The 14,029-nt window shown below is 72.8% G+C and carries 6 protein-coding genes; 5 read left to right on the top strand and 1 reads right to left on the bottom strand.

The genetic code is table 11. The features are described 5' to 3' along the window. Positions 1-29: 29 nt before the first annotated feature. The 4 genes from HS109_12060 to HS109_12045 are packed head-to-tail and all read left to right on the top strand — an operon-like array spanning position 30 to position 11,584. Positions 30-6,395 (top strand): acyltransferase domain-containing protein, encoded by a 6,366-nt coding sequence (locus tag HS109_12060; GenBank protein ID MBE7523107.1) that lies wholly within the window; start codon positions 30-32, stop codon positions 6,393-6,395. Next, positions 6,392-7,132: a hypothetical protein gene (locus tag HS109_12055; GenBank protein ID MBE7523106.1), complete on the top strand. Its 741-nt coding sequence runs from the start codon at positions 6,392-6,394 to the stop codon at positions 7,130-7,132. The genes HS109_12060 and HS109_12055 overlap by 4 nt, the downstream gene beginning before the upstream one ends. Further along, positions 7,129-7,677, top strand: coding sequence for a hypothetical protein (locus HS109_12050; protein MBE7523105.1), 549 nt, complete (start codon positions 7,129-7,131; stop codon positions 7,675-7,677). The genes HS109_12055 and HS109_12050 overlap by 4 nt, the downstream gene beginning before the upstream one ends. Positions 7,678-7,732: 55 nt before the next feature. Then, positions 7,733-11,584 carry an FAD/FMN-binding oxidoreductase gene (locus HS109_12045; GenBank protein MBE7523104.1) on the top strand — a complete coding sequence of 1,284 codons (3,852 nt, stop codon included), beginning with the start codon at positions 7,733-7,735 and terminating at the stop codon, positions 11,582-11,584. Positions 11,585-11,645: 61 nt separating this feature from the next. Here the strand turns inward: HS109_12045 and HS109_12040 are convergent, their stop codons facing one another. After that, on the bottom strand, positions 11,646-11,873 hold the full coding sequence (locus tag HS109_12040; GenBank protein ID MBE7523103.1) for a hypothetical protein: 228 nt from the start codon (positions 11,871-11,873) through the stop codon (positions 11,646-11,648). Positions 11,874-12,155: 282 nt separating this feature from the next. Here HS109_12040 and HS109_12035 point away from each other — a divergent pair, with 282 nt between their 5' ends. Further along, positions 12,156-13,799 (top strand): hypothetical protein, encoded by a 1,644-nt coding sequence (locus HS109_12035; protein ID MBE7523102.1) that lies wholly within the window; start codon positions 12,156-12,158, stop codon positions 13,797-13,799. Positions 13,800-14,029 lie beyond the last annotated feature (230 nt).

Here is a 14,029-nt window from a genome sequence, read left to right as displayed (position 1 = left end):
AGCACGCGCCAGCGTCTTCGGCCTTCCCCGTGGCCGTCGTGGGCATGGCCTTGCGCGTGCCCGGCGCCGCGACACTCGAGCGCTACTGGGCCAACCTGGTCGCCGCGCGCGACTGCCTGACGCGCAGGACCGACGCGGAACTGCGCGCCCGGGGCGCATCGCAGGCGTTGCTCTCCAACCCGGACTTCGTGCGCGCGCTGCCCGTCGTCGAGGACATCGACCTCTTCGACGCGGACTTTTTCGGGCTCTCGGCGCGGGAGGCATCGCTCGCCGATCCCGCGCATCGTCTGTTTCTCGAGTGCGCCTGGGAGGCGCTCGAGTCGGCCGGCATCGTTCCGGGACGGGGCGCTCCGGTCACCGGGGTGTTCGGCGGTTCCGAAGGCAACTACCTCGACGAGGTGATCTGCCGCGGCAAGGATCTGCGATCCGATCCCGCGCTCGCGCTGCCGGTGCGCATCGGCAACGCGATCGACTTCCTGACCACGCGCGTCTCGCACCGGCTCGACCTGACCGGGCCGAGCGTGGGCGTGATGGCGGCCTGTGCGACCTCGCTCGTCGCGATCGACCACGCGATCGCGAGTCTCGAGCGCGGCGAGTGCGAGGTCGCGCTCGCCGGCGGCTCCACCGTGATGGTCGCCCGCTCGGACGGCTACGTGGCCGGCATCGAGGGCATGCTGTCGGCGAGCGGCCGGCTGCGGCCCTTCGACGCGAGCGCCGACGGCACGATCTTCGGAAGCGGCGCGGGGGTGGTGGCGCTGCGCCCGCTCGACGCCGCGATCGCGGCCGGCAACCCGATCCACGCGATCGTGCTCGGCAGCGCGACCAACAACGACGGGCGCCCGCCCGGCAAGGAGAGCTTCGTCGCGCCGAGTTTCGAAGGGCAGGTGGGCGCGATCGAGCGGGCCCTCGCCCGGGCGCAGGTCACGCCGCAGACCGTGGGCTATGTCGAGGCGCACGGCACCGCCACGAGGCTCGGCGATCCGATCGAGGTGGCCGCGCTGACCGAGGTCTACCGGCGTCACACCGCGCGCACCGGCTACTGCTCGCTCGGATCGGTGAAGGCGAACGTCGGCCATCTGCGCACCGCGGCCGGCGTGGCGAGCTTCATCAAGGCCTGTCTCGTGCTCCGGCATCGCATCCGGCCGCCGCTCGCGAACTTCGCGCAGCCGAACCCGCGCGTCGACTTCGAGGCGAGCCCCTTCGTCGTGCACACCGACGCGCGCGACTGGCCCGACGGCGACTCGCCGCGCCGCGCGGCGGTCTCGTCGTTCGGGTTCGGCGGCGCGAACGCGCACCTGATCCTCGAAGAGGCGCCGCGCCGGAGGGCGCGTTCGAGCGCGCGCCGTTTCCACCTGCTGCCGCTGTCGGCGCGTACTCCCGCCGCGCTCACGGCCACGGCCGAGGAACTCGCGGCGCACCTCGCGCGCGAGCGGCCCGGCGCGGCGGAGGTCGCGCGCACGCTGATGCACGGCCGTTCGCGCTGGGCCCACCGCGCGTGCTGCGTCGTCGAGGGAGATCGCGTCGGCCCGGAGCACCTGGCGCAAGGGGCGCTGCGCGCGACCGGCGTCGCGCGCGCCGGTCCGGCCTCGCTCGTGTTCCTGTTCGACGGACAGGGTGCTCAGCGCTACGGCGCGGGGCGGGCGCTCTACGCGCAGGAGCCGGTCTGGCGCGAGGCCATCGACGCGTGCGCGCGAGCGCTCGCCCCTTCGCTCGACCTCGTCGCGCTCCTGGGCTACGGCGAGGGGGTCGCGGACGAGGTGCAGGCGCAGCGGCGACTGCGCGACACCATGAACGCGCAGCCCGCGATGTTCGCGCTGGGTTACGCGGCGGCGCGCCTCGCGATCGCCCGCGGGTTCGCGCCCTCGGCGCTGCTCGGCCATTCGCTCGGCGAACTCGTCGCCGCCTGCGTCGCGGGCGTGTTCGGGCTCGACGACGCGCTCGCCCTCGTCGCCGCGCGCGGGCGGCTCATGCAGGGCTGCGAGTCCGGCGCGATGGCGGCGGTGTTCGCGCCGGCGCACCTCGTCGCCGAACGCCTGCCCCCGACGGTCGAGATCGCCGCGATCAACGCGCCCACGGTGACCGTCGTCGCCGGACCCGCCGCGGTGATCGACGCGTACTGCAAGGCCGCAGCGGAGGAGGGTCTCGCCACTCAGCGGCTCGAGACCTCGCACGCCTTCCACTCGCGCACGATGGAACCGGCCCAGCGGGCATTCGCCGCGGTCGTCGGCCGCGTCGAACTCGCGCCGCCGTCGATCCCGGTGATCTCGAACCTCACCGGCGAGCCGCTCACCGCGGCGCAGGCGACCGATCCGGCGTACTGGTCCGAGCACATCCGCCGCCCGGTCCGCTTCTCCGACGGCCTGCGCCATCTGCTCGCGCTGGGCAATCCGGTCTTCGCCGAGATGGGGCCCGGCGCGGCGCTCTGCGAGCTCGTCCGCCGCCACGACCCCGACGCGCGCGCCCGTGCGCTCGTGCCCGCCGAGCGCGGACCGGACGACGAATCGCGCGCGTTCCACGACGCGCTCGCCGGACTGTGGTGTTCGGGCGCCGAGCCCGTGCCGGAGGCCGCGGAGGACGCCGGACGCGCGTCGCTCGTCGCGCTGCCGACCTATCCGTTCGAGCGCCGCCGCACCTGGTACGACGATCCCGACGCGGCCTCCGGACAGGCGGAGCGAACGCTCTATGAGCGCGGCTTCGCCGACATGCCGCTCGCCACGCCGGCGGCGATCGACACGTCGAGGCCGTGGTTCGTCGTCGGCGCGGCGGACGGCATCGCCGGCGCGGTCCACGAGCGGCTCGCCGCCGCCGGCGTCGACGCGGTCCTCGCCGAACCCGAGGGGCGGCTCGATCGCGCGCCCACGGGAGCCCCCCGGCTGGATCCCTCCTCTCGCGAGGACTGGCTGCGCCTGTTCGCGCTGCGCCCGGGCAGCCGGCCGCGCGTGCTCCTCGCCACCGCGCTCGACGGGCGCGACGGCGTGCGCAACGACGCGCCTTCGTTCGCGGCCGCACAGCGCCGCGGGCTCGACGCGCTCGCCGCATTGGCGCAGGCGGCGTTCGAAGTGCAAGGGGATCCGGATCTCGACGTCTTCGTGCTGACCGACCAGCTCGCGAGGATCGATGGCGAGAAGGGCGAGCGCAGCGCGGCGCAGGCGGCGCTGCTCGGGGGCTCGCGCGCGGTGCGCCGCGAGATGCCGGGGCTGCGGTTGCGCGTCGTCGACGTTCCGGCCGACCCGCGGCCCGCCGAGCGCGAGACGCTCGCCGCCATGCTGGTCGACGAGGCTCAGGCGGACACCGACGCCACGTTGGTCGCGCTGCGGGCGGGCCGCCGCGCGGAAGAACGGCTCTACGTGCTGCCCGAGCCCCCGCGCGGACCGCGGCCGCGCCTGCGCGAAGGCGGCGTCGTGCTCGTCACCGGCGGGACCGGCGGCCTCGGCCTGTTGTTCGCCGAGGCGCTGTTCGACGCCTGCCGCGCGCGCCTGGTGTTGACCGCGCGCTGGCAGCCGCCTCCGGAATCGGAATGGCCGGAGCGCGCGCGCGGTGGCGACCGCATCGCTCGCGCGCTCGCGCGCGTCCTCGCGCTGCGCGCGCGCGGCGCCGACGTCACGATCGTGCGCGCCGACGTCGGGAGCCGGACCGATCTCGCGGCGGTGCTCGATGCGGTGCGCGAACGTCATGGCGAACTGCACGGCGTGGTGCACGCGGCGGGCACGTCGTCGCGCGAACTCGTCCTCCAGCGCACGGCCGGCAATGCGGCGGACGTGCTCGCGCCCAAGGCGGTCGGCGCGCTGCACCTCGACGAACTCCTCGGCGACGCGCCGCTCGACCTCTATCTGCCGGTGTCGTCGACCGCGACGCAGACGCCGCTCCCCGGTCAGTTCGACTACGCCGCCGCGAACGCGGTGCTCGATGCGCTCGCGGCGAATCGTGCCGAGCGCCACGGCGGCGTCGCCTGCGCGATCGGCTGGGGGCCGTGGCAGGAGGTCGGCATCGCGGTCGATCGCCTGCGCGAGTCGCTGGAGGCGTCGCAGGCGCGGGAGCGCGAGCGTGCGGCGGGCCTGGAGACGACGCCGCTCGACCATCCGATCCTGCGCGAACGCGAGCGACTTCAGGGCGAGCGCCATTGCTATCGCGGCAGCCTGCGGCGCGGCATGTGGGTGGTCGACGACCATCGCTTGGACGGCCGGCCGATCCTGTCGGGAACGACGACATTGCAACTGGTGACGACCGCGTTTCGCGACCACGCCGGTGGCGACGGGGCGGTCGAGCTGAACGACGTCGTCTTCCGGCGCCCGCTCTTCACGGCGGGGCCCGGCATGGACCTCGAGATCCGGTTCGAACCTTCGGGCGCCGACGAACGCTTCGAACTGGCGTCGCGGACCTCGGGCGGCGGCGGGGTTTTCGAGGTGAACGCGACCGGGTTCGCGCGGAAGACGGCCGTGCCGCCGTCGATCGCCGGGCTGCCGCCCGAGCCGGGAGACTGGGCCGCGGTGCCCCGGGCGCGCGATTTCGGCGGGGCGCGGCTCTCCGGCGGGCCGCGCTGGGGGTGGCGGCGCTGGGAGCGCGAGGACGGCGAGTTCGTGCGCAGCCGCATCGTGCTGCCCGATGCGTTCCTCGACGACCTTCCAGTGTACGACCTGCACCCGGCGCTCCTCGACGCCGCGACACAGGGACTGCGCGGCGTCGGCGCCGAGGTGGTCCCCTACACCTACGACGCGGTTCGCGTCCACGCCCCGCTGGAGCGGGAGATCTACGCGCACACGTCGAAGCGGCGCGCCGGCGACGAAACCGTCCACGACATCGTCGTCACCAACGGCTCGGGCTCGGTGCTCGTCGAACTCGAGGGCTTCCTGGTGCGCAGGATCGCCGGATCGAACCTCGGCGAGCGTCCGGAGGTCACGAACGGCGCAGCGCGCCGCGTGGTCGTGACCGAACCGGGCAACCTCGATTCGCTCGCGCTCGAACCCTTCGAGCCGCCGCTGCCGGGGCCGGGCGAGGTGCTGGTCGAGGTGCGGGCCACCGGGCTCAACTTCCGCGACGTGCTCACCGCGCTCGGGCAGATGCCGCGCGCGCATGAAGGCCCCTACGTCCCCGGCAGCGAAGCGAGCGGCGTGGTGCGCGCGGTGGGCGCGGGGGTCACGCGCCTCGCGGTCGGCGACGCGGTGGTGACGATCGCCCGGAGCGCGCTCGCCACCCACGTGATCGCGCCGGCGCACGCGACCGTCGCGATGCCGGCGAATCTCGACTTCGAGCGCGCGGCGGGCCTGCCGATCGTCTTTCTGACCGCGTGCCACGCGCTCGAGGATCTCGCCCGACTGCAGCGCGGCGAGCGCGTGCTGATCCACGCCGGCGCGGGCGGCGTAGGCCTCGCCGCGATCCAGGTCGCGCGCGCGCTCCACGCCCGCGTCTTCGCGACGGCCGGGAGCGAGGACAAGCGCGCCTACCTTCGCACGCTCGGCGTCGAGGCGGTCTTCGACTCGCGCTCGCTCGACTTCGTCGAGGGTGTTCGCGAGGCGACCGGCGGGGAGGGCGTCGACGTCGTGCTGAACTCGCTCGCCGGCGAGTTCATCCCCGCGAGCCTCTCCGTGCTCGCACCCGAAGGCCGGTTCGTCGAGATCGGCAAGCGGGACCTGCTCGCCGATGCGAACCTCGCGCTCGCGCCGTTCCTGCGCAACCTCACGTTCTCGGCGTTCGACCTGGGTCAGATGGTCGACCGCGCACACCCGCGGCTGCCGGCGATGTTCGACACGCTGATGGACCGGTTCGCGCGGGGCGAACTCACGCCGCCGCCCACGGCGATCGTGCCGCTCGACACGGCGGGCGAAGGGTTCCGGCGCATGGCGCGCGCGAAGCACGTCGGCAAGATCGTGTTCGCGGTCGACCGGGAAGCCGCGGCGCGGGGCGAACTCGCGCGCGCGTTCGAGTCGAACTACGGCGAAGGGGTGCCCGTAGCCTGGGGGCTCGACGTCTTTCGTCGTTCGCTGAACTGGCTCGGCGCGCCGCCGTTCGTGCTCGCCACCGGCAGGACGTCCGACGTCGCGAACCTCGAGGCGCGGTCACGTCCCGCAGCGGAAGCGCAACGCGGACGCGATGGCCTTGCAACCGCCTACCGGCCCCCGGGCACACCGGTCGAGCGCGCCCTGGTCGCACTCTGGGAGCGCACCCTGGGCTTCGAACCGGTCGGCATCGACGACGACTTCGTGGATCTCGGCGGCGACTCGATCGAGTCGATCCAGGTCCTGCACGCGATCCTGCGCGACTTCGGCCTGCGGATCCGCAACACCGATTTCCTCGCCGCGCCGACGATCGCGCAACTCGCCTCGCGCATCGAGGCGGCGCGAGCCGGTTCGCCGGAGGCGCAGGAGGCGTCGGTCCGCGCGGAGCGGGAAGCGCCATGACCGGTCGCGCGGACGCGCCCCTGTCGTGCACGCTGGCCGCGGCGGAAGGCGGTGCGCCGCTCGTGCTCCTGCCCTCGGTCGGGACGACGCCGCTCTCGCTCGTGCGCCTCGCCCGGGCGCTCGTGCCGCCGCGCCCAGTACTGGGCTTCGCCTACGCCGGCCTCGAAGACGACCGGACGCCGCATGGCTCGATCGAGGCGATCGCGCGCGCGAACGTCGACGAACTCCTCGCGACGCGTCGGGAGCGCGTGTGGCTCATCGGGGGCCACTGCCTGGGGAGCGCGGTCGCCTGGGCGATGGCGCAGGAGTTGCTCGCGCGCGGCGAGCGGGTGCGCGGCGTGGTCGTGCTCGACGGCTTCGCGCCCGTCGCGCGGGGCTTCGCGCCCGACGACATCGCCGGCTCCGAGGCGGCGGCGCGCCGCGCGGTCGACGAGGTGGTCCGGCGGACGCTGGAACACGCGGCCGGACTCGAACGCGCCACTTTCGACCGGCTGGCAACGCTGCTCAAGGCGCACATCCAGGCCGGCGTCGACTATCGTGCGCCGTCGCTCGACCTTCCGCTTCGCGTCCTGCGCAGCGCGGCCATGGACGACGTGATGTTCGCCGGATGGCCCCGCCTCGCCGCGGGAGGCGTCGCCACCGAGGTGGTCGCAGGCGACACGTTCTCGATGCTGCGCCCGCCGGCCGTCGAGGGGACCGGGCGCGCGCTGGGACGCGCGCTCTTCGCGCTCGAATGACGACGACCGGCTCCGCGTCGGACGAACTGCGCAAGGCCGTCGGGAGCCTGGACGGCGTGGCGGCGGCCCACGTGGTGCCCTCCTCGGCGAGTGACGGCAGCGTCTGCCTGTGCGTCTATCTGGTCGCGCGGCCGGGGGCGTCGCACGAGGCGCGAGCCGCCGCGCTCGACGAAGCACGCGCGCGCGGGCCGGCCGTCGCCTGCGTGTTCCTGCCGCGCCTGCCGGTGCGCCCGGACGGGAACATCGACGAGGACGCGCTTCCTCCGCTGTCCTCGAACCGGCCGCCGCTCGCAGGCGACTGCGTCGCGCCGCGCGACGCGGTCGAGGCGGGCGTCGTGCGCGCCTGGGAAGCGGTGCTATCGCTCGCTCCGGTGGGCGTCCACGACGACTTCTTCGATCTGGGCGGCTCGTCGCTGCAGGCGTTCGCGCTCGTCACCGTGCTGAACCAAGCCTACGGCACGCGTTTCAAGCCGAGCGACCTGTTCGACGCGACGAGCCCGGCGGCGATGGCCGCCGTCGCCGCATCCGTTGCACGCGACGCTTGATCGCCCGCCCGCCGCCGCGGCCGGCGATGTTGCGCTGCGGTATGATCGTGGAGCGATGGATGCCGTGACGGACCTCCCGCGCGACGTCGAGGCCGAGGCCGAGGCCGCGCCGCGCCTGCGCGAGATCCCGTACAACTACACGTCGTTCTCCGATCGCGAGATCGTGATCCGGCTCCTCGGCGCGGACGCCTGGCGCACGCTCGGGGAGCTGCGCGCCGAACGGCGCACCGGGCGCTCGGCGCGCATGCTCTTCGAGGTGCTGGGCGACATCTGGGTCGTCGAGCGCAATCCCTACCTGCAGGACGACCTGCTCGACAATCCGAAGCGGCAACGCCTCCTCGTCGACGCGATGCGCCACCGGTTGGCCGAGATCGAGAAGCGCAGGCTCGCGCAGGCGGGCGAGGACGCGGCACGCGACGCGAAGGTGGCCGAACTCGCACAGGAGGCGTCGCGTGCGGTCGACCGGTTCGCCGCATCGTTCGCCGCGACCGCGGAACTGCGCAAGCGCGCGCGCCGCGTGCTCGGTCGCCACACCCACCGCGACAACATCGCGTTCGATGCGCTCGCGCGCGTGTCGCACGTGACCGATGCGACCGACTGGCGCGTCGAGTACCCGTTCGTCGTGCTCCACCCCGACACCGAGGACGAGGTGCGCGGCGTAGTCGAAGGCTGCATCGAACTCGGGCTCACGATCATCCCGCGCGGCGGCGGCACCGGCTACACCGGCGGCGCATGTCCGCTCACGCCGCGCTCGGCGGTGATCAACACCGAGAAGCTCGAGCGGCTGTCCGCGGTCGAGCGCAGCGCGCTCCCCGGCCGAGCGGAGCGCGTGCCGACGATCGACGCGGCGGCCGGCGTGGTGACCCGGCGCGTCATGGCGGCGGCCGAGGCCGAGGGCCTCGTGTTCGCGGTCGACCCGACCTCGGCCGACGCGTCGTGCATCGGCGGCAACGTGGCGATGAACGCGGGCGGCAAGAAGGCGGTGCTGTGGGGCACCGCCCTCGACAACCTCGTGTCCTGGCGGATGGTGACGCCGGACGCGGAATGGATCGAGGTCGAGCGGCAGGACCACAACCTGTCGAAGATCCACGACGCGCCGCTCGCGACGTTCGCGGTCCGGCGGCTCGCGCGCGACGGGAAGACGGTCCGATCGGTCGAAACGATCTCGGTGCCCGGCGCGCGCTTCCGCAAGGCCGGGCTCGGCAAGGACGTGACCGACAAGTTCCTCGCCGGATTGCCGGGCGTGCAGAAGGAGGGCTGCGACGGCATCATCACCAGCGCGCGCTTCGTGCTGCACCGGATGCCGCCGGCGATCCGCACCGTCTGTCTCGAGTTCTTCGGGCAGGTGCGCGCGAGCGTGCCCGCGATCGTCGAGATCCGGCGCTACCTCGACGCCCGCCCCGGCGGTGCAACGCTCGCGGGGCTCGAGCACCTCGACGAGCGCTACGTCAAGGCGGTCGGCTACGCGACGAAGGCGCGGCGCCACGGCCGCCCGAAGATGGTGCTGCTGGGCGACATCGTCGGCGAGAGCGACGATGCCGTGGCGCGCGCGGCGAGCGAGGTCGTGCGCATGGCCGCCGCGCGCGGCGCCGAAGGCTTCGTGGCGGTGTCCTCGGAGAGCCGCAGGAAGTTCTGGCTCGACCGCGCGCGCACCGCCGCGATCGCGAAGCACACCAACGCGTTCAAGATCAACGAGGACGTCGTGATCCCGCTCGAGCGGCTCGGCGACTACTCCGACGGCATCGAGCGCATCAACATCGAGCTGTCGGTCGGCAACAAGCTGCGCCTCGCCGACGAGCTGGCGGCGTTGTTCGAGCGGCCCGACGCGCTGCGGCCGTGGGGGCCGGACGACGAGGCTCGCCCGCCGAAAGAGCTCGTCGACGAGCGTTTCGAGGAGGCGCGCGCGATCGTCGCGAGGGCGCGGTCGCGCTGGCGCGACCTCCTCGACCGGATCGACGAAACCTTTCCCTCGCTGCAGGACCATTCGACCGTGGTGTCGTGGAAGACCGAACTGCGCGACCCGCTCGACGACCTCTTCGACGGCCTCGCGTTCGCGCCGGTGCGCGCGGCGGTCGCCGCCACGCACGCGCGCGTGCTGCGGAGCCGCGTGTTCGTCGCGCTGCACATGCACGCGGGCGACGGCAACGTGCACACGAACATCCCGGTCAACTCCGACGACTACGGGATGCTGAGCGAGGCGACCGGCGCGGTCGCGCGCATCATGGCGCTCGCGCGGGGGCTGGGCGGCGTCGTGTCGGGCGAGCACGGCATCGGCATCACCAAGCTCGAATACCTGACCGACGACGAACTCGCGCCCTTCGCCGACTACAAGCGCCGCATCGACCCCGACGGACGCTTCAACGCGGGCAAGCTGCTGCGCGACGCCGAGCGGCCCGCGGACCTCACCCGCGCGTACACGCCGTCGTTCGCGCTGATCGGGGCCGAGAGCCTGATCCTCGAGGCCTCCGAGATCGGGCGCGTCGCCGACTCGATCAAGGACTGCCTGCGCTGCGGCAAGTGCAAGCCGGTGTGCGCGACCCACGTCCCGCGCGCGAACCTGCTCTACAGCCCGCGCAACAAGATCCTCGCGACCTCGCTCCTGATCGAGGCGTTCCTCTACGAGGAGCAGACGCGCCGCGGCGTGTCGCTGCGCCACTTCGACGAGTTCTCCGACGTCGCCGACCACTGCACCGTGTGCCACAAGTGCGTGAATCCCTGTCCGGTGGACATCGACTTCGGCGACGTGTCGATCGCGATGCGCAACTTCCTGCGCCGCGAAGGGAAGAAGGCGTTCAGCCCGGGAACCGCGGCCGCGATGGCGTTCCTGACCGCGACCGATCCGGCGACGATCAAGACGATCCGCGCCGGCATGATCGGCGCGGGCTATCGGGCGCAGCGGTTCGCGTACGCGATCGCGAAACGCGCGGGCCTCGCGGGGGCGCAGGCGAAGCGACCGCCGGCGACCGTCGGCCGGCCGCCGCTGCGCGCGCAGGTGATCCATTTCGTCAACAAGCCGATGCCCGGCGGACTGCCGAAGCGCACCGCGCGCGCGCTGCTCGACATCGAGGACGAGGCGGTCGTCCCGGTCATCCGCGATCCGGCGAAGGCATCGGAAGGCGCCGATGCGGTGTTCTACTTCCCCGGCTGCGGATCGGAGCGGCTGTTCTCGCAGGTCGGGCTCGCGACGCAGGCGATGCTCTTCCACCTGGGCGTGCAGACGGTGCTGCCGCCGGGGTACCTGTGCTGCGGCTATCCGCAGACCGCCTCGGGCGACCACGACAAGGGCCAGGCGATCACCACGGCGAATCGCGTGCTGTTCCACCGCGTCGCCAACACGCTCAACTACCTCGACATCCGGACGGTCATCGTGTCCTGCGGCACCTGCATGGACCAGCTCGAGAAGTACGAGTTCGAGAAGATCTTCCCCGGCTGCCGCCTGCTCGACATCCACGAGTACCTGATGGAGCGCGGCGTGAAGCTCGACGGCATCGGGGGCGTGCGCTACCTGTACCACGATCCCTGTCACACGCCGATGAAGACCCACGCGCCGCTCGAGGTCGTCGGCACGCTGATGGGAACCGAGGTGCCGCTCTCCGACCGCTGCTGCGGTGAATCGGGCACGCTCGCCGTGGGCCGCCCCGACATCTCGACTCAGGTGCGCTTCCGCAAGGAGGCCGAGATGCGCAAGGGCGCGGACGCGGCGCGTGCGGACGGCTTCGCCGGGCCGGTCAAGGTGCTGACGAGCTGTCCGTCCTGCCTGCAGGGACTCTCGCGCTTCTCGGACGACGCCGGCACCGACGCCGACTACATCGTCGTCGAGATCGCGAAGCACGTGCTGGGCGAGTCCTGGCTCGCGGACTACGTCGCGAAGGCCAACGCCGGCGGCATCGAGCGCGTGCTCGTGTGAGCGATTTCGCGTCCTGACTCCTGGTCGTTCGGCGAGCGAGGCAGCGTGCGCGGTCGCGGGTTCAGCGCGTAACGATCGTGCCGGACGTCCGGCGGGCGAGGGTGACGCCCGACAGCGCCATCGTCGGGAGGTGAGACTGGACCTCGCGCGCCCACAGCGACTCGGTCACCGGCGGGGCGTCGGACAGGATCCACGGGAGTCCCACGCCGAAGGCGAGCGTGCCGAGGACGAGCGCGACGAAGAGCGCGGCGGCCTTGCGCAGGCGGTGGACGGTGGTGTCGGTGTTCATGTCGTTCTCCAGGAGCCTGGGGGTTCGCGCCCGGGGAAGTTCGACCGGGACGTGGGCTCCTTGGGGTGTATCGTGCGCTACAGCTTGTGCCCGACGCGCGGTAACAACCCGATGCCGCAGTGCGGAAAATTCCGGGAATCGGCCGCAAGTGGCGCAAGACACCCGCCGGGCGGCAGGGCGCCGGAATATGACCCTGTGCTATAACTTCCCGATGCACGCCTCCCGGCGCCGTTCTGCACGAAGGAACCCCGCTCCGGGCAACCTCGGAGCCGGAGGAGGGGCATGGATCCGGAGCGCGATGTGATGGGCGAGTCCGCGGCTCCGGCGTTCCCCGCCGCAGGGGCGATCCCGCCCGGCGGCCCTGATTCGGTGCGCCTCGCGTTCGCCGACGCGGAAGGCGCCGCGAAATGGGCCGACAGCCTGCCTTTCGCGACCGTTCCGCAGGCGTTCGAAGCGATCATCGGCCAGTTGCGCGCGGTCACGGCCGCGGCGTTCTCGGCGCGTGAACGCGCGACCATCGCCGAAGTGCTGCGCGAACCGGCGCGCCACCTGCACACCGAACTCGCGCGCCGCTACGCGGGCAAGCCGCAACCGGCGATCGGGCGCGAGCGCGAGGCCGCGGACCAGGCGATCGCGCTGTGGCAGGCGCTGTGGGAACTCTATTCGAGCTGCTTGAAGCCGCTGCTCGAAGGCGACCCCGAACTCGCCGGCGTCAAGGCGAAGCTCCTGCAGCGCGGGCTCTACGTCGGCAAGGAACTCGTGCTGGTGCACGGTCTCGCCCGTCGAGTCGTGCCGCCGTCGCTCTGGCAAGAGCTGCACGCATACTACCGGCTCGCGGAGATGCTCGATTGCACGGTCGCCGCGGTCTCCGACGACGCCGCGCCGAACGCGGTCGGCATCTCCTGCTATTCGACCTACGCGCACGCGCTCCTGCTCGCGCTGGCCGATCCCTGCGCGATGAGCGTGCGGCAGCTCGAACTCGCCGACCGCTGGCTCTCGCAGTGGGCGCGCAAGGTGTTCCCCTACGCGCAACAACGCGAGACCGAGGGACCGGTGATCGTCGTGGACCTCGACGGCGCGGCCGCGGCGACGCTGGTGAGCGCTGCGCCGGCGAGCGCGGCCGAATCGGTGCGCTTCGGCTATCCGGGCAAGCTCGCGACGAGCGTGCGCGGCAGGCTCAAGCGCCTCGCGACCGGCGCGTCACCCGCCGAACTCGCGCTCGGGCACGACCCGTCGGTCGAGCAGTGCGTGGCGCTCCTGTCGCACCTCGACGCCCACTGGTACCAGGCCAGGCGGCCCGACGAGACCACGCACGCGGCGGTCGACCTGTGCGGCGGCGGCGTGCCGGGCGCCTATTTCCGCGTGTGCGGGCGGACCTTCGACCGGCAGGATCCGCTCGGCCGCCTGACCTACGCGAATTCGCAGCATCTCGCGACGCTCGGCGCGCTCACCGACTACGACCGCCATCGCGAGGACGCCGAGCGGCGCCTGCCGTGGGAGCGCCTCGAAGGCCGCTACGGCTGGCGCGAGGCCCGGCTCTCGCGCCGCGCGCCCACGCAGCACCGCTGGTTCCTCGACCAGCTCGTCGCGGTGCGCGACCACGAGCGCACGCGGCTCGGCATGGTGTCGCGCATCGCGCTCGGGACCGACGGCGAACTCGACGTCGCGCTCGAGTTGTGGCCGGGCGCGCCGAAGACCCGCGCGATGCGCCCGTTCACGACCTCGTTTTCCGAGGATCCGCCGATCCCGTCGATCCTGCTCGGCGAGTCGCAGGAGGAGCCGGCCTCGCTCGTCGTGCCGCCGCGCACGTTCACGCCGGGCCGCATGCTGCGCTCGATGGATCCCGGCCCCGAGGTCACCTACAGGCTGACGCGACTCGAGCAGCGCGGGGCGGATTTCGAGCGGGTGGCGTTCGAAGCGTCGTAGAGCGGGGAAGAGAGAAGAGGGAAGGGGGAAGGGGAAAGGGCGAGAAGAGGGAAGGGAGAAGGGGGAAGGGTGCGGCGACGCAGCGCGATGCGACTTCGCGCTTGGCACGCGGTACCCTTCCCCCTTCGTTCTTTTCCTTTCGCGCTCGGGCATCGTGGGTCGGAAGGCCGGAAGCCGGAATGGGGTTGAGGCGCGCATCATGCGAAGGCGCATCGCACCGCTCCGCCGCA

It is taken from the genome of Burkholderiales bacterium, from assembly GCA_015075645.1.
Lineage (GTDB): Bacteria > Pseudomonadota > Gammaproteobacteria > Burkholderiales > Casimicrobiaceae > VBCG01.
Note: the sequence above shows the minus strand (reverse complement) of the source record. Positions and strands in the feature narration are given on the sequence as shown.

Excerpts from the sequence above, each read along its gene's own strand:
- HS109_12050 (MBE7523105.1), top strand. The coding sequence starts at position 7,129 with ATGACGACGACCGGCTCCGCGTCGGACGAACTGCGCAAGGCCGTCGGG.
- HS109_12045 (MBE7523104.1), top strand. The coding sequence starts at position 7,733 with ATGGATGCCGTGACGGACCTCCCGCGCGACGTCGAGGCCGAGGCCGAG.
- HS109_12055 (MBE7523106.1), top strand. The coding sequence starts at position 6,392 with ATGACCGGTCGCGCGGACGCGCCCCTGTCGTGCACGCTGGCCGCGGCG.
- HS109_12040 (MBE7523103.1), bottom strand. The coding sequence starts at position 11,873 with ATGAACACCGACACCACCGTCCACCGCCTGCGCAAGGCCGCCGCGCTC.
- HS109_12035 (MBE7523102.1), top strand. The coding sequence starts at position 12,156 with ATGGATCCGGAGCGCGATGTGATGGGCGAGTCCGCGGCTCCGGCGTTC.